The sequence below is a fragment of the Arsukibacterium sp. genome (genome assembly GCF_036735525.1).
In the GTDB taxonomy this organism is placed as follows: Bacteria; Pseudomonadota; Gammaproteobacteria; order Enterobacterales; family Alteromonadaceae; genus Alishewanella.
On the sequence record NZ_DAINOE010000017.1, the window covers coordinates 32,734 to 51,481 of the forward strand.

General features: G+C 47.8%; 18 protein-coding genes. 9 read left to right on the forward strand and 9 right to left on the reverse strand.

Features of this window, described 5'->3' with window-relative positions; all coding sequences use genetic code 11:
* The first annotated feature begins 4 nt into the window (after positions 1 to 4).
* Entirely contained in the window at positions 5 to 1,300 is a 1,296-nt protein-coding gene (locus V7D78_RS05370; RefSeq protein ID WP_333607408.1) for an amidohydrolase family protein, read from the forward strand.
* A gap of 91 nt (positions 1,301 to 1,391) precedes the next feature.
* Entirely contained in the window at positions 1,392 to 3,062 is a 1,671-nt protein-coding gene (locus V7D78_RS05375; protein WP_333607409.1) for a M28 family metallopeptidase, read from the forward strand.
* Positions 3,063 to 3,096: 34 nt separating this feature from the next.
* On the opposite strand, the gene V7D78_RS05380 is transcribed toward V7D78_RS05375, so the two are convergent.
* A complete protein-coding gene (locus V7D78_RS05380; RefSeq protein ID WP_333607410.1) occupies positions 3,097 to 3,516 on the reverse strand; it encodes a translation initiation factor in 420 nt (139 codons plus the stop codon).
* Between the two features lie 122 nt (positions 3,517 to 3,638).
* Between V7D78_RS05380 and V7D78_RS05385 the strand changes: the two genes are divergently transcribed.
* Together V7D78_RS05385 and V7D78_RS05390 are read left to right on the forward strand one after the other, a co-directional pair.
* Entirely contained in the window at positions 3,639 to 4,382 is a 744-nt protein-coding gene (locus tag V7D78_RS05385) for a GAF domain-containing protein (RefSeq protein WP_333607411.1), read from the forward strand.
* A 30-nt stretch (positions 4,383 to 4,412) separates the two neighbouring features.
* Positions 4,413 to 5,612: an amino acid aminotransferase gene (locus tag V7D78_RS05390; protein ID WP_333607412.1), complete on the forward strand. Its 1,200-nt coding sequence runs from the start codon at positions 4,413 to 4,415 to the stop codon at positions 5,610 to 5,612.
* A gap of 106 nt (positions 5,613 to 5,718) precedes the next feature.
* Here the strand turns inward: V7D78_RS05390 and V7D78_RS05395 are convergent, their stop codons facing one another.
* The 4 genes from V7D78_RS05395 to ettA all read right to left on the reverse strand — a co-directional run bounded on the left by V7D78_RS05395 (position 5,719) and on the right by ettA (position 9,158).
* Positions 5,719 to 6,006: a hypothetical protein gene (locus V7D78_RS05395; protein ID WP_333607413.1), complete on the reverse strand. Its 288-nt coding sequence runs from the start codon at positions 6,004 to 6,006 to the stop codon at positions 5,719 to 5,721.
* A 291-nt stretch (positions 6,007 to 6,297) separates the two neighbouring features.
* Positions 6,298 to 6,699 (reverse strand): DUF6746 family protein, encoded by a 402-nt coding sequence (locus V7D78_RS05400; protein WP_333607414.1) that lies wholly within the window; start codon positions 6,697 to 6,699, stop codon positions 6,298 to 6,300.
* 64 nt (positions 6,700 to 6,763) lie between these two features.
* Positions 6,764 to 7,438, reverse strand: a complete 675-nt coding sequence (locus tag V7D78_RS05405; RefSeq protein WP_333607415.1) for a DsbA family protein — start codon at positions 7,436 to 7,438, stop codon at positions 6,764 to 6,766.
* A 58-nt stretch (positions 7,439 to 7,496) separates the two neighbouring features.
* Entirely contained in the window at positions 7,497 to 9,158 is a 1,662-nt protein-coding gene (gene ettA / locus V7D78_RS05410; protein WP_333607416.1) for an energy-dependent translational throttle protein EttA, read from the reverse strand.
* Between the two features lie 155 nt (positions 9,159 to 9,313).
* On the opposite strand from ettA, the gene V7D78_RS05415 reads away from it, so the two are divergent.
* Both V7D78_RS05415 and folE read left to right on the forward strand, forming a co-directional pair.
* A complete protein-coding gene (locus tag V7D78_RS05415) occupies positions 9,314 to 9,667 on the forward strand; it encodes a DUF2750 domain-containing protein (protein ID WP_333607417.1) in 354 nt (117 codons plus the stop codon).
* Between the two features lie 151 nt (positions 9,668 to 9,818).
* A complete protein-coding gene (gene folE, locus V7D78_RS05420; RefSeq protein WP_333607418.1) occupies positions 9,819 to 10,463 on the forward strand; it encodes a GTP cyclohydrolase I FolE in 645 nt (214 codons plus the stop codon).
* A 15-nt stretch (positions 10,464 to 10,478) separates the two neighbouring features.
* Here the strand turns inward: folE and V7D78_RS05425 are convergent, their stop codons facing one another.
* The 3 genes from V7D78_RS05425 to gshB all read right to left on the reverse strand — a co-directional run bounded on the left by V7D78_RS05425 (position 10,479) and on the right by gshB (position 15,019).
* The gene (locus V7D78_RS05425) at positions 10,479 to 13,478 is read right to left on the reverse strand and encodes an EAL domain-containing protein (protein ID WP_333607419.1); all 3,000 of its coding nucleotides are present in this window, start codon (positions 13,476 to 13,478) and stop codon (positions 10,479 to 10,481) included.
* 191 nt (positions 13,479 to 13,669) lie between these two features.
* Positions 13,670 to 13,858, reverse strand: coding sequence for a PA3496 family putative envelope integrity protein (locus V7D78_RS05430; RefSeq protein WP_333607420.1), 189 nt, complete (start codon positions 13,856 to 13,858; stop codon positions 13,670 to 13,672).
* Between the two features lie 117 nt (positions 13,859 to 13,975).
* Entirely contained in the window at positions 13,976 to 15,019 is a 1,044-nt protein-coding gene (gene gshB, locus V7D78_RS05435; protein ID WP_333607421.1) for a glutathione synthase, read from the reverse strand.
* A 162-nt stretch (positions 15,020 to 15,181) separates the two neighbouring features.
* Here gshB and V7D78_RS05440 point away from each other — a divergent pair, with 162 nt between their 5' ends.
* On the forward strand, positions 15,182 to 15,781 hold the full coding sequence (locus V7D78_RS05440) for a glutathione peroxidase (RefSeq protein WP_333607422.1): 600 nt from the start codon (positions 15,182 to 15,184) through the stop codon (positions 15,779 to 15,781).
* A gap of 164 nt (positions 15,782 to 15,945) precedes the next feature.
* On the opposite strand, the gene rnhA is transcribed toward V7D78_RS05440, so the two are convergent.
* Positions 15,946 to 16,428: a ribonuclease HI gene (gene rnhA / locus V7D78_RS05445; protein ID WP_333607423.1), complete on the reverse strand. Its 483-nt coding sequence runs from the start codon at positions 16,426 to 16,428 to the stop codon at positions 15,946 to 15,948.
* Positions 16,429 to 16,494: 66 nt separating this feature from the next.
* Here rnhA and dnaQ point away from each other — a divergent pair, with 66 nt between their 5' ends.
* Both dnaQ and V7D78_RS05455 read left to right on the forward strand, forming a co-directional pair.
* Positions 16,495 to 17,193 (forward strand): DNA polymerase III subunit epsilon, encoded by a 699-nt coding sequence (gene dnaQ / locus V7D78_RS05450; protein WP_333607424.1) that lies wholly within the window; start codon positions 16,495 to 16,497, stop codon positions 17,191 to 17,193.
* A complete protein-coding gene (locus V7D78_RS05455) occupies positions 17,184 to 18,590 on the forward strand; it encodes a TIGR03503 family protein (RefSeq protein ID WP_333607425.1) in 1,407 nt (468 codons plus the stop codon). Before dnaQ ends, V7D78_RS05455 begins: the two co-directional genes overlap by 10 nt.
* The last annotated feature ends 158 nt before the right edge of the window (positions 18,591 to 18,748 follow it).

Genomic DNA, 18,748 nt, shown 5'->3' on the forward strand with positions numbered 1-18,748 from the left:
CACGATGTTTAATTTAAAAGTAGTTACCTCGCTATGCTGTGCCTTTTTCAGCGCACTAACGCTGGCGGTAAACCCGGTTCCCGGTGAGCGGCAGCAGCAACCGCTATTATTAAAAAATGCCACTGTGCACAGTGTCAGTAGCCCGCCGCGGCAACAGGATGTGTTGCTGGTGGCCGGTAAAATTGCTGCCATCGGCAATAATTTAACCTTGCCTGAAGGCACCGAGCAGCTGGATCTAAGCGGAAAGCATCTGTATCCGGGATTAATTGCCCTGATTAACCAATTAGGGTTAATAGAAGTTGAAGCGGTGCGGGCCACTCGTGATGATCGCGAAATCAGCAGCACCAATCCTGATTTAAAGGTGGAAGTCGCCTTTAATGCCGACTCAGTGGTGATCCCGACGATCCGCTCTAATGGCTTTAGCCATAGCTTAATTTATCCGGATGGCGCTATGTTGACTGGTCGCTCTGCCCTGATGCATTTAGATGGCTGGAATTGGCAGGATGCCACAGTGCGCTCGGGCGTTGGCTTACATGTTAACTGGCCCAATATGGCGATTCGTTCGGGCTGGTGGGTAAGGGATAGTGAGGAAAAGCAGCGCGAGCAGCAGCAAAAGCAATTAACCGAGTTAAAGCAACTGTTTGAACAGGGCCATCGTTATTATCTGGCGGAGCAGGCAGGGCTGAACCGGGGTAAAGATGCACGCTGGCATGCGATGCAGGATTTTTATGCTGGTAAACTGCCACTGTTTGTGCATGCCGATGATCCTCGGCAAATCCGTCAGGCCATGTTGTTAGCTGAGCAATATCAAAGCCGGCTGGTGATTGTAGGTGGCCGTGACAGCTGGCGGCTGGCACCAGAGCTGGCAGCTGCCAAGGTAGATGTGGTGTATACCGCGCCTTATGGTTTACCGACCCGTGCCGATGAAGCCTATGATCAGGCCTTTCAGGCGCCAGCCATGTTACGCGCTGCCGGTGTACGAGTAGCGTTGTCACTGGATGGTTTCTGGGATACCCGTAATCTGGTGTTTGCCGCTGGTCACGTTACCCGCTATGGCTTAAGTAGCACAGATGCGCTGCGCAGCCTGACTTTGGATGCAGCCGCGATTGCTGGGGTAGATGACCAGCTTGGCAGTATAGAAGTGGGTAAAAGCGCCAGTTTAGTGGTGTCTGATGGCGATATTTTTGATTATTTAGGCCACAAGGTTGAACATATGTGGATAGATGGCCGTAAAGTCGATTTAGATAACAGGCACAAACAGCTGCATCGTCGCTACGAGCAGCGTTATCTGCAGCAATAAGCAGTTTACCTTTTAACTTGTATAGGTATTTTATGTTTTAAAGCCAGTGCCTCTTTAATATGCACTGGCTTTTTATTTAACAGGATGATGTATGCGTTTACCCTTTTTTAGTGGCGTCTTGCTACTGTCCTTTTTAACCGGTTGTGCGCTGACAGAGGTACAGCCGAAAGTCACTGCTGCAGCTAATCCGGCCTTGATCGAAGGTCACTTACGTTTTTTAGCTGACGATGCGCTGGAAGGCCGTGATACCGGTAGCCGTGGCCATGAAATCGCCTCGCTGTATATCGCCACTCAGCTGCAGGCTTTGGGGTTAGAGGGAGCTGGTGATGATGGCAGTTTTTATCAACGGGTACCGCTTCGTAAAGCACGGTTATTACCTAACGCTGCCAAACTGAGTTTGCACCACAATGGTAAGATTAGCGAGTTGTCTTACCCGCAGCAGTTTTTCAGTGGCCCCACTATGTGGGCTAGCGAGCAGGCGGTCACGGCCCCTCTGGTGTTTGTGGGTTACGGTCTGGTGTCATCTGAGTTTAATTTAGATGACTATGCCGGGCTTGAGGTTGCCGGAAAAATAGTGGTGATGTTAGCCGGTTTACCCACGTTTTTACCCAGTGAAGAGCGTGCCTACCTTGGCAGCATTAAAACCGAGCTGGCAGCAGAGCGCGGTGCTGTAGGTATCCTTACCGTGCACACGCCGCAGCAAGAAGCGTTTCGGCCTTATGCTAACAGTCTGTTGTATTTAAATACACCATCTATGACCTGGTTAGATAAAGAGCAGCAACCAGGTCGTGGCTTTGCCGGTTTGCAGGGTGGGGCTTATCTGCATCATGAGGCGGCAGCTCAGTTTTTTGTTGATGCGCCAAGCAGTTTAGCCGACATTTTTGCGCAATTGGAGCGCGATGAAATCCCAACAGGTTTTGCTTTGAAGCAGCAAGCCAGCCTCAGCAGCCGAAGCCAGCATGACAGCTTATCCAGCCCCAATGTGATTGCCGTGCTGCCGGGTGCTGATCCCGTGCTTAAACACGAATATGTGGTGATTACCGCCCATTCTGATCATATCGGCCTGAGTAACGATTTACGTACCAGCGATAACATTAATAATGGCGCAATGGATAACGCCGCAGGGGTGGCCCTTTTGCTGGAAACGGCCCGTTTATTTGCCGGTTTAGAGCAAAGGCCAAAGCGCTCTATTATGTTTTTAGTGGTAACGGGGGAAGAAAAGGGCTTATTAGGCGCAGATTATTTTGCCAGAAACCCCACCCGACCTATTGAATCCTTGGTGGCCAATGTCAATCTGGATATGCCGGTATTGCTATACCCCTTTGCTGATTTGATTGCCTTTGGCGCCAATCATTCTACCTTAGGTGAGGTGGTCGCGCGCGCTGCAGGCAAGCATGGTATTGCCTTAAGCCCGGATCCGATGCCCGAACAAGCCATTTTCACCCGCTCTGATCACTATCGTTTAGTACAGCAGGGGGTACCAGCGGTCTTTTTGATGACGGGTTTTCAGTCTAAAGATCCGGCGCAGGATGGCGGTAAAATCTGGGGCAGTTTTTTTGCAAAGCATTATCACAAACCATCGGATGATATTGCCAGTTTAGAAAAAGAGTATGGTCCTATCCGTTATGATGCCGGTGCTGTGTTTACCGATATCAATTTTCAAATTGCACTTGATGTCGCCAATACACCACAGCGACCGCTGTGGAAAGCCGACAGTTTTTTCCAGAAAGTCTTTGGTAAAGACTACAACAGCCAGCGTTAAGTTGTGCGTTGAGGCATAAAAAGCAGGCAGCCGCTTAACCGCCTGCCTGCTTTACTTTAAAGCCGCTTTGTTGCAGTAATTCGCTTATAAGCTCGCGTTTATCGGCTTGTATTTCAATGATGCCGTCTTTGACAGTGCCGCCACAGGCGGCTTTCTTTTTAAGTTGAGCGCAAAGCGCCGTTAAACTGGCATGCGACTGGGCGATGCCACTAATCGTCAGCACGGTTTTACCGCCCCGGCCTTTGCTTTCCCGTTTAATGCGCACAACACCATCGGGGTAGGCCACGCCTGCAGCTTTATCGGCTTTTGCTGTGCTGATACTGCCGCCATCGGTAGAATACACCAGCTGAGTATGGTCGGGCTTATCGCTGCTTGGCTTGACGTGACTGCTTTGAGCGTCGGCATTCGGATTAAGCTGCTGCTGCCAGTCGGCCAGCGAAATTTTTTTAGTCATAGCGGATTTAACGGCTTAACAAATAAGGTAGCTAGCTTAAAGGCTGACGCTGACGCTGGCAACAATAGAGTTGGTTTTGGTTGGCGAGTTCTGCTAAACTAGCCGCATTTTTAGGTATCTGGATGTCTATAATGCCTGAGCAAGATGTCAGCGAACACGCTTTTTCTCATGTTATAACACAATATCTGTCGCAAAGCGGTCTAGCACAGCACTATAGAGATATTGCGCCCATGGTCAGTCGCGAATTAGCCTTATTACAACAAGCGCTGACTGGCGCTGCTGCGGTGACGGTTAACTGGCAATATCGGGTGCCGGAGCTGGGGGAGGGCGGCGCCTGCTCTTTGTTTGGCGTGCTTGACCCAGAGCCTTATGACTTGCGGCCCATTCTGGGCGGTGACAGCGCCGAGACGCAAGCTGCGTTGCAGCAGCTGCAGGTGGTTACCCAATATTACCAGCAGCGCTCAGGCCTGGATTGGTTTGGTATTTATCAGGCGCGACCCAATACCACAGGGCAAGATGTGCTGGTTAAGCTGGCTTATTATGGCGCGCCGTCCCGGGCTGAGTTTCCGCTCAATGCCGATTTTGCTCAAATCAGTAATAACAGCAGTGTCGGCTTAAGCGGTAAAGCGCGGGTTATTAACGATGTTAGTGCTTACTTAGCACAAGGTGGCGAATATTACACCTGCGATCCTAAGGTGCAAGCGGAAGCGTGTTTGCCTCTGTTAACGCAATCAGGCAAAATAGTTGGCATTATTGACGCAGAAGATTTTCGCAAAAACGTTTTTACCGCCGACGCCATGGCGCTGTTGGTGGCTGTGTGTGTTACGCTGCCGGCGTTGTTGCCCGTTGTGGCAGCTAGGCCTTAATATTTTAATCAGCAAATAATCAGGTAGAACATGATGTTTTCTCAGTTAAAGCCCGTTGCCACTGATCCGATTTTAGGCCTGATGGCCGAATATAAAGCCGATACTAACCCGGCTAAAGTTGATCTGGGTGTCGGCGTTTACAAAGATGAGCAAGGGCACACGGCAGTCCTTAAATGTGTAAAAGAGGCGGAAGCACTGCGCTTAAAGCAGGAAGACAGCAAAACCTACATCGGCATGGCCGGAGATTTGGGCTTTAATAGCCATATTGAAAAGCTGGCCTTTGGTAACAGTCATCAGGTGTTACTGGCAAACCGGGTGACCAGCGCTCATACACCGGGCGGTACCGGTGCTTTGCGAGTGGCTGCAGAATTTATTAAACGGGCAAACCCTAATGCTACCATTTGGGTGACGACGCCGACATGGGCAAACCATATTTCGCTGTTTCAAGCCGCGGGCTTAACGGTTAAAGAATATGCCTATTATGACTATGACACTAAAGGCCTGAAAACCGAGCAAATGTTTGCAGACTTGGCTCAGGTGCCAGCGGGTGATGTGGTGCTGGTACATGCCTGCTGCCATAACCCCAGTGGTATGGATTTAACTTTTGAGCAATGGCAGCGTTTTGCCGCGCTCGCTGTTGAGCGTGGCTTTACGCCTTTAGTGGATATGGCGTATCAGGGCTTTGGTAGTGGTTTGGATGAAGACGCCGCTGGCTTACGCCATGTAGCGGATACTGTGCCAGAAATGATTTTATGCAGCTCATGCTCAAAAAACTTTGGTTTGTACCGTGAGCGGATTGGTGCGGTGAGCATTGTATCGGCAGACAGCCGCATAAGTGAAATTTGCCGGGTTAATCTGTTAAGCGTGGTGCGCAGTATTTATTCTATGCCACCGGCGCATGGCGCTATTATTGTTGGCCATATTCTGGATAGCCAGGAGCTTACTGCGTTGTGGCATCAGGAGCTGGCAGAAATGCGTAACCGCATTAACAGCTACCGTCAGTTGATTATTGATAAACTGGCCGCAGAAGGCGTGCAGCAAGATTTCAGCTTTATTACTAAACAACACGGTATGTTTAGTTTTCTGGGTATTTCTAAAGAGCAAATTGCCCGCTTAAAGCAAGAGTTCAGTATTTATATGGTAGGTTCAAGCCGCGTCAGCATTGCCGGCCTTAACCACAGTAATATTGATTACTTTGCCAAAGCCGTTGCCACAGTGCTTAAAGGCTAAGCAATAAAAAGATATAAAAAAAAACCATTTTTACAGAAGATGTTGTTGTCTGCACCCATTAGCGGTAATTCTTTACCCGCTTGTGGCCATGTTACTGCTAAGGTCATTATTCTTCCTCAGTTTTTTTCGGCTCGCTGACTATCACTGTAACAGTAGCTTGTTCTTGTTGAAGCTCGGCGCTAGCTGCGCTGCTTTGCAGCTTAAAGCGCTCAGTTAATTGGTTCACCGTTTGCTGCATGCTGTGCTGAGCTTGTTGTTTAATGTTCTGGCTGATTTCGCTTAGCTGTCTGGCTGCTAACTCGCTGATCGTGTCTTGCACACTGCTGGCGTTGGCATTAGTGCAAAGTACCAGGCTAAACACACTGATAAGGCTGATGTTGGTTACTGTGTTCATGCTAATGTTCTCTCGTTTAGGTTAAGGTTGTTCGCTATTGCGACATGACAACCTAATATTACAAGAGCTGTGCCAGCTTGATATTTTCAACTAAGCTTATGAAATTAATAGCTATATTATTTTTAATAAGCCCTTGTTTAGGCAGTGGGTAAAACGAGGGAAACCACTTTTTAGTGAAGAACGCTACTTTTTAGTTAAATCTCTGGGCGGCGGGTTTTGCAACCGGCCGCGCAGGAGTGGGGCTTCGCAGAGTGCTTGGTGGTAAGAGACGTTGCGTAATTTTTAGATGATCTATTTGATCAGCTGCTTTGCGTTATTCAGGTAGCGTTGCCCTTCGCTTTTCACCTTGTCAAAATCCATATGCTCTGAGCCGACATGCACTTCTTCCAATACCAGCTGTAAAGCAGCGGTTTCGGCATGAATTTTTTGTAAGGCATTTTCCAGGGTATAGGTTAACTGATGTATTTCAACCATGCGCTCTGGCGTGAGCTCAGCAGCGAGTAACGAGGCAAGCTTGGCATTGTATTGCTGAAAGTTTGCTACGGCTTGCTGCAGCGTATCAGCCGGTTTTCCTTTGAAATGATCAGGCCGCTCTGCTAAGGCCGTGCTGCTAAAACCCAGGCTGAGTAGCGTTATACTGATCGCCAAAGCCAGTGGGCGAATGCTGATGTTTTTCAGCTGGGGTGTTGGCATAAGTTATCTCCTAATTGATAATAGTTATCATTATGATGGCATAAGTAATGCCATAGGCAACCGCTTAATCCGCTTTTTGCATTAAATAGCGGACCAGCGCCTGGTAACGCTCAATATTATTGGTATCCTGATGGTGCAGTATCAAATACTGACCATTTACTACAATAGCCGGCACACCGCCAATCTGGTTTTGCTCCATTTCTGTATTTGCTTCAAGCATGCGTGCTATTACTTGCTCACTGTTATTGGCCAGCTCAAAGAACTGCTCTAGATCGACATTATGTTGTTGTAAAAACTGCTGCAGCTCTAACGGGCCTGGTTGACCCTGTGCAATGTATATCTCAAACAATGGATCGGTAACTGCTTCGTGCCCCATTTGTTGCAGCGTAAAAAAAATGCGGGCGTCAAGCTGCCAGTTTGGCGCGACAGCTGCGTGTTTTCTGACCAATTGCAGTTGCGGGTTTTGCGCCATTATTTGATGTAAAACCGGTTCAAACTGCTGGCAATGGCCACAGCCAAACCAGAAGTATTGTACTAAAAAGGGCTTGGCAGCGGCATGGCTTGCTATATTGCTCACCCGCCGGTAATGCAGGTTTTCTTTAAAAGACGGTACTTGTTCCGTCTGTTGTACACCAGGCTGTTGCGTTATGTCAGGCGCGGGCTTACCACAGCTGCTTAACGTTAAACCCAAAGCGACAACCAGGGCGCAGATAACAGGCAGTTTGCTCAGCTTGCTCATAAAAATTCCGTTAGTAAGTGGTGTAGTAAAAACGCCTGCGATGAGCAGGCGTTATCCGTTAGATTTTTTTGTACTTGATGCGATGTGGCTCTACCGCCGCGGCACCATAAGTGGCTTTTAACCAGCTTTCATAATCTGAATAGTTACCTTCAAAGAAGTTAACCTGACCTTCATCACGATAATCGAGAATATGGGTCGCGATGCGGTCGAGGAACCAGCGGTCATGCGATATCACCATGGCACAACCTGGGAAATCTAAAATGGCATTTTCCAGCGCCCGCAGGGTTTCTACGTCTAAATCGTTGGTCGGTTCATCCAGTAACAGCATATTACCACCGGCTTTTAACAGCGCCGCTAAATGCACCCGGTTACGCTCCCCCCCAGATAATTCGCCAATAAACTTTTGCTGATCATTGCCTTTAAAGTTAAAGCGACCGACATAAGCCCGGCTTGGGATCTGAAAATTACCAATTTGCAACATATCCTGGCCGTTAGAAATTTCCTGCCAGACGGTATTTTTCGGGTTCATGCTATCGCGGAACTGATCAACACTGGCCACCTGCACAGTATCACCGACACTAATGTCACCTGAGTCGGCTTGCTCACTACCAGTGATCATTTTGAATAATGTCGACTTACCAGCACCGTTGGGACCGATGATGCCAACAATGGCGCCCTTGGGCACACTAAAGCTTAAATCGTCAATTAACAGCCGATCGCCAAAGGATTTACGCAGATGCGAGACTTCCAGTACCTTATCGCCCAGACGCGGTCCTGGTGGAATAAACAGCTCGTTAGTTTCATTACGCTTTTGAAATTCCTGGCTTTGCAGCTCTTCAAAGCGAGCCATCCGCGCCTTACTTTTTGCATGTCGGCCTTTAGGATTAGTGCGTACCCACTCCAATTCTTGTTTTATCGAGCGTTGACGGGCATTCTCGGTTTTCTCTTCCTGTTGTAAGCGGGCGTCTTTTTGCTCCAGCCAGGAAGAGTAGTTGCCCTCCCACGGAATACCATAGCCACGGTCGAGTTCTAGTATCCAGCCTGCTACGTTATCCAGGAAATACCTGTCGTGGGTAATGGCTACCACAGTACCAGGATAATCATGTAAAAAGCGCTCTAACCAGGCTACAGATTCAGCATCTAAGTGGTTGGTTGGCTCATCCAGTAACAGCATATCGGGCCGCTCCAGCAACAAGCGGCAAATAGCTACCCGGCGGCGCTCACCACCAGATAAGTGTTCAATTTTGGCATCCCAAGCTGGTAAGCGCAGTGCATCTGCCGCTCGCTCCAGGGTATTATCGAGGTTATGACCATCTTTGGCCTGAATTAGCGCTTCAAGCTCTCCTTGTTCACGAGCTAGCGCGTCAAAGTCAGCATTTTCATCAGCATAAGCAGCGTACACTTCGTCTAGGCGCGTTAAGGCACCTTTAACATCGGATACCGCTTCTTCAACAATTTCCCGCACTGTTTTATTAGTATCCAGTACAGGCTCTTGTGGCAGGTAGCCAATTTTGGTGCCGGCTAAAGGGCGTGCTTCGCCTTCAAATTCTTTGTCGACGCCGGCCATAATGCGCAGCAGTGTAGATTTACCTGAACCGTTTAAACCCAGAACACCAATTTTGGCACCAGGGAAAAACGATAAAGAAATGTCTTTTAAAATGGTTCTTTTTGGCGGGACGACTTTCGACACCCGGTACATAGAGTAAATATATTGCGCCATAATCTATTTCACCCAGAGTTAGCAGCTTATTTTTGCATGGTAACTAATTGTACGTGATTTTTTGCTGGCAGGGAAAGGTGCAATATCATTGGCTTTTTACCCCCTAATTCTGTTCTAATAGCACTTAGTAGACTTTTAAAAATAGCAGGCATCCCATGGCAGAGTTTGAACACGATCCTAGTTACCAGAAATTTATTGAAGAAGCCAAGACCAATGGTGTGGTCTGGACCCTGGCCGATGGTGAAGATTTATTAGTAGTAGAGTCTGTCGAGTTTGAAGAAACCGATGTTATGCCATTTTGGTCGAGCAAAGCCGCGGCGCAAGCCCATTGCTCAGACGAATGGGCGGGCTATCAGCCTGAAGCCATCCCGCTGGATGTCTTTTGCGATGGCTGGTTAAAAGAAATGTATGACGATGGCGTATTGATTGGCACTAACTGGGATGAGTCCCTCAATGGCCCGGAAGTTGAGCCTCGTGAGCTACTGGAGTCATTAGCCCGGGTGCAGTAATAGACTGCGTCTGGTGTTGAAGGCTCAAGCCCGGCAGATGCTGGGCTTTTGTTTTATGGACGTGATAAAATAGTAATATTCTGGGCTGATGCCTAAACTGTTGTCAGAGTTTGTACGTAAGAGGCTTATTACAGCCAAGTTGGAAGCTATTATGTTATCTGAAGAAGCGATACTGGTCCGCAGTGCCCTGGATGCACAGGGCCTTGAAACGCCCATGTTAGACAACGGCCTGAGCCGAGACAAAAAATACCAGAAAATCAGCCAGCTAATGACAGAGGTAGTCAGCACCCTGGGCTTAGATTTAACTGATGACAGCTTAAAAGAAACTCCACACCGAATCGCTAAAATGTATGTGGATGAAGTATTTAGTGGCTTGGATTATAAAAACTTTCCAAAAATCGCCGTTATTGAAAACAAGATGCAGGTACAGGAAATGGTAAAAGTTAAAGATATTAGCTTTACCAGTACCTGTGAGCACCATTTTGTCACTATAGACGGCAGCGCTACTGTGGCCTACATCCCGCAAGGACGTATTATTGGTTTATCAAAGATAAATCGCATAGTGCGGTTTTTCGCACAGCGACCGCAAGTACAGGAGCGGCTTACTCAGCAGATACTGGTGGCAATGCAAAGCCTGTTGCAAACTCAGGATGTGGCGGTAACGATGGAAGCAGTTCATTATTGCGTGAAATCACGTGGTGTGATGGATGTTAACTCGAAAACCCAAACCACCGCCTTGGGCGGCTGTTTTAAAGATGACGGCCGCACTCGCGCCGAATTTTTAGCCCGCTATTAAGCTTCATGACTACCCTTACTGCGGGTTGTTAGTATTGCCTTGTTCAGTTAAATGCTGGCGGATAAACGCCAGCGAATCTTCTGCATTTAACGGCCGGCTGTAATGATAGCCCTGCATTTCATCACAACCCAATTGGTGCAAGAGTTGCTGGTGCGCTGCAGTTTCAACGCCCTCGGCAATGGTTCTAAGTCTCAGGCTTTGTGCCATACTAATGATGGCCATCACGATGGCTTTATCACCGCTATCCGTGAGTAAGTCCCGCACAAACGACTGGTCGATTTTAAGTTTATTAATCGCAAATCGTTTCAAATAACTGAGCGAGGAGTAGCCGGTGCCAAAATCGTCTATCGCGATATGCAGGCCGCTGTTACTCAGTTGCTGCACCAGCTCAATGGCTTTTTCTGGCTGCTCCACCATGGCACTTTCGGTGATTTCCAGCTCCACTTTGCTGGCCTCAACCTGAAAATACTCAAGGGTGTGGCTAATATAGTGCTGCAAATTGGGTTGTTTAAATTGTATCGGGGATAAATTTATTGCCATCACCAGCTTGGAATAGCCAGCCTGATGCCAGTATTTTAGCTGTCTAATAGCGCTGAGCATTACCCACTCACCAATAGCGACAATTAAACCATTTCGTTCGGCCAGCGGAATAAACTCGGCCGGTGATACAAAGCCCAGTTCAGCATTATGCCAACGTAACAACGCTTCAAAGCCCGTCAGGCTGCCGCTGTAAAGGCAGCATTGCGGCTGATAGACTAACTGCAACTCGTTACGCTCAATGGCATGGCGCAGCGCATTAGACAGTTGTAGTGTACGGTTGTGAAATTGCTGCATGTCAGCAGTAAAAAAGTTAAAGTGATTACGACCCTGCTCTTTTGCCCGGTACATGGCAATGTCGGCATGTTTGTATAGCTCATGAAAATGCTGGCCGTGTGCAGGATAAATGGCAATACCCACAGAGACCGATAATACCAGCTCGTGTCCGGCAATATAAAAAGGTTCAAGCATATTGGGTAGTAAACGCCGGGCCAGTTGCTCGGCCATTTCTTCATTTGCACCGGGCAACACCAGCACAAACTCATCACCGCCGAGGCGGCTTAAGATATCTTGCTCACGACATAATTTTTGCAGTCTGAGCGCCACCTGGATCAGTAACTCATCACCCACTTTATGGCCTAAACTTTCATTTATCTCTTTAAAGCGATCCAAATCCATAAAGAGTAACGCCAGATTTTTTTCAGCAGCCTCGGCCTCTTTAATGGCTTGCTCGGTTTTATCCAGCAATAGGCTGCGGTTAGGCAATTGCGTCAGTGGATCATAATGCGCTAAAAATTTAATTTTTGCTTCGTCAGCCTTGTACTGACTGATATCGCTGAACAAAGCAACATAATGGGTTAGTTGCTGTTGCTCATCTTTGATCTGACTAATGCTAAGCCATTCCGGGTAGGCAATACCGTCTTTGCGCCGGTTCCATACTTCGCCCTGCCAGCTGCCATTGTGATCTAATTGCTGCCACATTTTCCGGTAAAAGTTCTCGTCGTGATGGCCTGAAGACAGCACGCTTGGGTTTCTGCCTAACACCTCAGTGGCCGCATAGCCGCTGATTTTAGTAAAGGCTTGATTGACCATAACGATGTTTTTATCGGCATCGGTGATAAGCAATCCTTCAGAGCTTTGCTCGAACAACCGTGCCAGTAATTGTAATTTTAACTGTGCTTGCTTACTGGCGGTAATGTCGATATGGGTGCCCACGGTAAAGAATGTAGGTTGCTGTTGCTCATCGCGCAGTGTTCTGCCACGTGACAAAATCCAGACCCAGTGTCCTTGTTTGTGGCGCATCCGAAACTGGTTGTCGTACATACTCTCGTCAGGTTGCTTTATGTATTGCTCAAAGCTACTGATTGCCTTGATTTTATCTTCAGGATGTAACAAGTCTGTCCAGCAATTATCCAGATTATTTTGCTCGGGGTGGGCAAAATCATCCGCCTGATAGCCTAACATTAAAAAATATTCCGGGCTGCAGGTTAAAGTATTACTGTGAGCATCATATTCCCAGGCGCCAGTGTTACTGGCAGCAATAAGGGAGCGATAACGTTGCAGCTGAGTATGTAAACTGGCGGTACGCCGTCGTACCTGGCGCTCTAAATGCTGGCGGGCGTATAAAGATTGCATAAATTGCCAGCAAACGGTTGCCAATAACAAGCTGAATAGACTTGCCAATGCCAGTTGACGCCAATACATAAAAGACAAACTTTGTTGCGCTGAGCTGGATAAGTCCAGCTGCCAATTAACGTTACCCAGTTGGATAACATGTTGCGTGGCAGCATCTGGTTTAACGCTTGATTCAGTGATGAGCTCGGCTGGGAAACCGGATTTGGCCTGACGTGATAAACGATATTGAAATGATGAGGGCAATTGCGCTAGTTGATTAAAACTCTGCAGCTCTGTCAGGCGCAGGGTGACATTAACAAAGCCCCAAAATACCGGAGTATCAGTATCATTGTTGTTTATCATTATTGGGAAGCGACCTACCACGCCCAAGCCACCTTGACGCAGTTGATAAGGGCCGGTGATATTAAGTTGTTTAAGCTGAATGCTGCTGAGTGCTTCATCGCGCTGAGCCGGGTCATCCAACACGCGGTAACCAAGCAGTGCCTGGTTATCAGTAAGAGGGTATACATATTGGATAATGGCGTCTGGTGCCAGAGACACCGTAGCTATTTGCGGGTAATGTTGCAGCAGGGCACTGGCCAGCGGCGTAAATTGTTCGGTTTGGTAATCATTTGCTTTTAGCCAACCCGCGATGGCATAAGCTATCGATAAGTTACGAAGAAGGTCTTGCTGCAGGAAGTTGCCTAATTGTGCGGCTTTTTCTGTCAGCTGAGCTTGCTGTTGCTGTTGGCGTTGTGCTTTTAAATGATGTACCAGACTTAAGCTAAGTAGCAGGCTTATTACTAACACCATGGCACTCACCAGCCACAATAAAAACGGCTGTCGTAACAGGGGTTTAGGCATGGATGACCTTATGTTAAACCAGCCCGCTTAAACAGGCTGTTGCCAGCATATAACAACAGTCTAGCACATTGATTTACATTACTAAATGCTGCATAGGCGCAGTTGCGATATAAGGTGACTATGTGGCAAACCGCCAGTGAGGCTGGCGGCTTGGATGAGAAGAGGGTGTAAATGATTCAAGCTAAGTAGGTTTAGTCGTCCAGCAAATCCCAGTCATCGAGTAGGGCGCGTAATCGCTTTTGCTCCAGCAGATCATCTATACGGCGGCGCGCTTCATAGCGCTGCTTGGCTTTGGAGTCTTTTACTACGGTTTCTTTAACCAGCTCGATCTCAGGAGCTAACTCGTCCAGTTCCATTTCTACATCGGGTAATGATGACATAAGCGCAACCTCGTTATTTTTGTGCTTATTTACCTATTTCTGCGGATGAACAACAGCAAATTATTTTGTTGTTGACGATAAAAATAATCTTTCAATCACTGCCATGATATCTAGGCACTAAGGCAGTTGTTGCTCGGCCTGGCACACCAGAGGCTGAAATACTTGTTTTCGCGGTGATTGATGCGCTTTAATTAGTACCGCTTGCTCGATAAAATCGATCACCTTTTCTTGTAATCGTACTTTATTTAAGCGGTTAATACGGGCAATGCCACCCGGGCTCATCACATTCACTTCGATGAGTTTGCCGTTAATGACATCAATACCGGCAAAGAATAAGCCATCACGGGCTAATTTAGGGCCTATATGAGTGCAGAGTTTTTTCTCTTGCTCGCTAAGCTGATGCTTTACCACAGTACCACCGGCGTGCACATTTGAGCGCATGTCGTCTGCTGGTGGAATACGGCGCATAGCGCCAATGGCTTTACCATTGAGCATTAAAATGCGGATATCACCTTGCTCTGCGCCCTCGACATATTCCTGCAAAATAACGTAGTTGCCGCGCTCTTCATCGCCAATATAAAAATCCAGTAAGGAGCGGGCACTTTGCTGTGCCGATTTTTCCAGTACGATAACGCCTTTACCGCCATAGCCATTCAGCGGTTTTAAGATCATTTTATTGTTGGGGGATTCGGCCAGCATACGGCTTAAATAATCTTTGTTTTTAGACACATGGGTAATGGGAATAAATTCATTGGCCGGATCGTGCAAGGAAGCTGTGTACATTTTATTGTTGGCAATACGAATGCCATCTAAGTCATTCATAATAAATGTATCTTCGCGCACAGTGTCCAAAAAATTCAGTACTATCGGGTCTAGCGGTGGGTTAAGCCGGATAAATATGGCATCAAAAGCGGCCAGCGGCAATTTTTGCTGGTTAAATTCCGCCTGCCGGTAAAACGTCGCAATATTACTGGAGATTTTTTGCCCTTTAACAAACACTTTGCAAAACGCCTGCGCCACACTATCGCGAACTGTTAAATTGTTAGCATGGGTAATGGCCACCGAATGGCCACGGCTCACCGCCTCGTGGATCATGCGGATAGTACTGTCACCGTCAGGCATGACTTTTTGCCATGGATACATTAAAAAACAAATACGCATGTCGACCTCTGCGCGAAAAGAATTGCTGTAAGCATAAATGCCTGCAGCAAAAAGGGAAGCGGATGATATAGTAAAGATATTAAATTACGATGAAAACTTTGTGCAGTGCCAATCTGTTTATCGCCTCTTGCCGTAATCTTACAAAAATTGGAGCTTATTAATATGAAACTTTCTTTGTCACTGTCCGCCTCTTTGTTGATTGCCAGCAGCCTGTTGTTACCGGTTAATCCAGCCCAAGCCAGCCAATGTGGTGCTGTACTTGGCCACTCTATGCAGCAACTACGCACGCGTGAGAGCGTTGATTTATGCGAGCAGTTTAAAGGTAAAACGTTAATTGTGGTTAATACGGCCAGCAAGTGTGGCTTTACACCCCAGTTTGAAGCGCTGGAAGCCTTATACCAGCAATACAAAGATGATGGTTTAGTGGTGCTGGGGTTTCCATCGAATGATTTTCGCCAGGAACACAGCGATGAAGAAAAAACCGCTGAAGTATGCTACCTAACCTATGGTGTTGAATTTCCGATGTTCTCTACCAGCAGTGTCCGTGGTGATGACGCCAACCCTGTATTTAAAGCCTTAATTGCCAAAACCGGTGAGCAACCGTCGTGGAATTTTAATAAATATCTGGTAAGCAGCGATGAGCAAACCGTGCTTCATTTTGGCAGCCGTACCAGCCCCACAGATGCTAAGTTTGTTGCGGAGCTTGAAAAGCTACTGTCTGCCAGCAAAACAGCGGATGCCGTTGAGAAACGTGGTGAGTAACAGCTGAGCTATTTATTCAACTGCGGCTAGCACCTCGTTTTGGTCATCACAGAGTGTCTGAGTGAGCGCGCAAGTGCGAGCGAGTTGCTGTGATGATCCAAAGCGAGTGTCGTAGCTATAGCAGTTGAAATACACTTGAAGTCAAGATTACGTATTACTCATAGTCACTTTTCTGCTTTTTGGCTTTGCTCAAAGGCTTCATCGGCAGTGCCAGGTTTAGCTTCGGCGGCGCTGCGCGCTAGTACATCGCAGCGCTCATTTTCCGGATGGCCGGCATGGCCTTTCACCCAGTGCCATGCTACCTGATGTCGCGCGGCAGCCAGATCCAGTCTTTGCCATAAGTCCTGATTTTTTACCGGTTGTTTATGGCTGGTTTTCCAGTTATTGCGTTTCCAGCCAGCTAACCATTGGGTAATACCCAGCCTGACATATTGGCTGTCAGTGGTTAAATCGACCTGACAAGTTGATTTTAAACTTTCCAGTGCCACTATGGCTGCCAGTAACTCCATGCGGTTATTAGTGGTAAGCCGAAAACCGCCAGACAACTCTTTACGGTGCTGCTGATAGACTAAAATGGCGCCATAGCCGCCGGGTCCCGGGTTACCCAGGCAAGAGCCGTCGGTATAGATTGCAACACTTTTCTGCATAAAGCCTTTCCTCAGAGCAAAACGGCGTATAATCTACCTTAATTGCAGTAAAAAACGAAATCTATCATGGCCAAGCGACAAATTATTCTGGACACCGAAACCACCGGCATTAACCCGCGAGAAGGGCATCGTATTATTGAAATCGGCTGTGTTGAGCTGATTAACCGGCGTTTTACCGGTAATAATTTTCATGTGTATATCAACCCGGAGCGGGAAATCGAAGCAGAAGCTATCGCTGTACACGGTATTACTAACCAGCGGCTGGCAGATGAGCCCAAGTTCAGGCAGATTGCCCAGAGTTTTTTTGATTACATCCAAGGCGCAGAGCTGGTGATCCATAATGCCGCCTTCGATGTCGGCTTTATCAACCATGAATTCGCTAAACTGCAACAAGCTTTACCGCCGGTAGAGCAATATTGCTCCGTGCTCGACACCCTGAAATTAGCCCGCGATTTGCACCCTGGCCAGAAAAATAACCTCGATGCCTTGTGTCGGCGTTACGATATTAATAATAGCCATCGTACTTTGCATGGCGCTTTGCTGGATGCTGAAATTCTGGCAGATGTATATCTGCTGATGACGGGGGGCCAGGTAGCACTGGCATTGGCTGCTGAGCAGGACGCGGATGCGGGTGAGCAGCAACAACTGGCCATTATTCGCAAGGGGCCGTTAAAAGTGATTCGAGCAAACAGCGAAGAGCTCAGTGCGCATGAAAGCCGTTTGCAGCTGGTGCAAAAAAAAGGAGGCCGTTGTTTATGGCATTAATCAAGCACTGCTGTCTATGTTTGCTGTTGTTTTTCGGTAGTTGGCAACTGGCGGCCGAGCCAGAAACACAACAGCAGCAATATACTGACAGTGGCTTTACCCTGCTGCAAGACTTGCCGACTAAGAATCAAATACCGTTATTTGATAATCGTTTTCGAATTGACTCTGAGGTTGAGAGTATTACGCTGCTGTTTTTTCGACGTCAGGGTAGTGCCTCAGTTGTGCTGGTGCGGCCAGATGGCAGTAAGATTCATGCACACACCGCTTCAAAACACCAGGTACGTTGGTTCGATGCGGCAAGCTACGATCTGATAGAAATAACGGAACCCATGCCCGGCCCCTGGCAGGCCATCGGTCGTATTTTGCCCGAAAGCAGGATATTGGTGTTAACCGATATTCAATTAGATGTAGACCTGTTACCAGAGCATTTAATGGTTGGGGAAACGGTTAAGGTGACGGCAAGGTTGATGAATGGCGACCAACCCATTAATGCCCGTGATTTTCGGGATGTGCTATCGTTAGATGTGCTGTTTATCAGTACTAATAACCCTGATTATGACAATTATGGCCGCGGTGTGATCCAGGTGGCGAATTTTCGTGATGATGGTCGTGGTTTTGACGAACGTGCAAGGGACGGTATTTTTACAGGCGAATTCCGGCTTGATTTTTCCGCAGGTGAATGGTTACCAAAATATATTGTTCGCACGCCGCTTTATACCCGTGAAGTGGAGCAGGAGTCTGTGATGTTACAGCCTGCACCAATACAAACTGAAGTGATCCTTGCCAGCAATGAGCAAACCCCTCATCAATTGCGATTTAATCTTACTGAGCCCGCTGTTTTAGCAGATTCTGTACTGGTGCAGGGCCGTATACGATATCCTGATGGCACTGTGGATACTTTTGCTTTAACAGATGCAAAGGCGCCACGCGAACTGTTGTTGGACAATCGCGGCTATGGAAGCTACATACTGGAAGTGTCAGCTTATGGCTCAATGCAAAATGGCCGTGAGTTTATGCTGAATTTGCCAGAATACCGTTTTATGTTTAGTCCGCCGCCGGTGTTGGCACCTGAAATCGCAATGTTGCCGGAGCAATTGCAGGCTGAGCTGGTCCAGGAAAACGCTGCAAATGTTGAAGCGGATAAAGGTTTCCCCTGGGGTTGGGTTATCGGCATTAATTTTTTCATCCTGGCAGTGGGGGGGGGCGCCATCTGGTTGGTATTATCGGGTAAGCATTTTAGTGATCTGCTGTTTTGGCGCAAAAAGCCAGCCGCCGCGGTCAGCTCTGCCAATACCTCGAGCAGTGCTAAAGACACTTCGGGGCAGCAAAATAGCGGTAAAGCACAAAAAAACAACGATCTGGATGATATTCTCGATCTTTCGCTGCCAGATGACTAAGGAATAGCCAAAAGCGACAAAAAAGAAGTTGACGGCCTTTAGCCTTATCCGTATCATTCCCGCCGCACCAGACGATACCCAAATGAAATTGTCTGGTGCAATTAGCGCGGAGCGGTAGTTCAGTCGGTTAGAATACCGGCCTGTCACGCCGGGGGTCG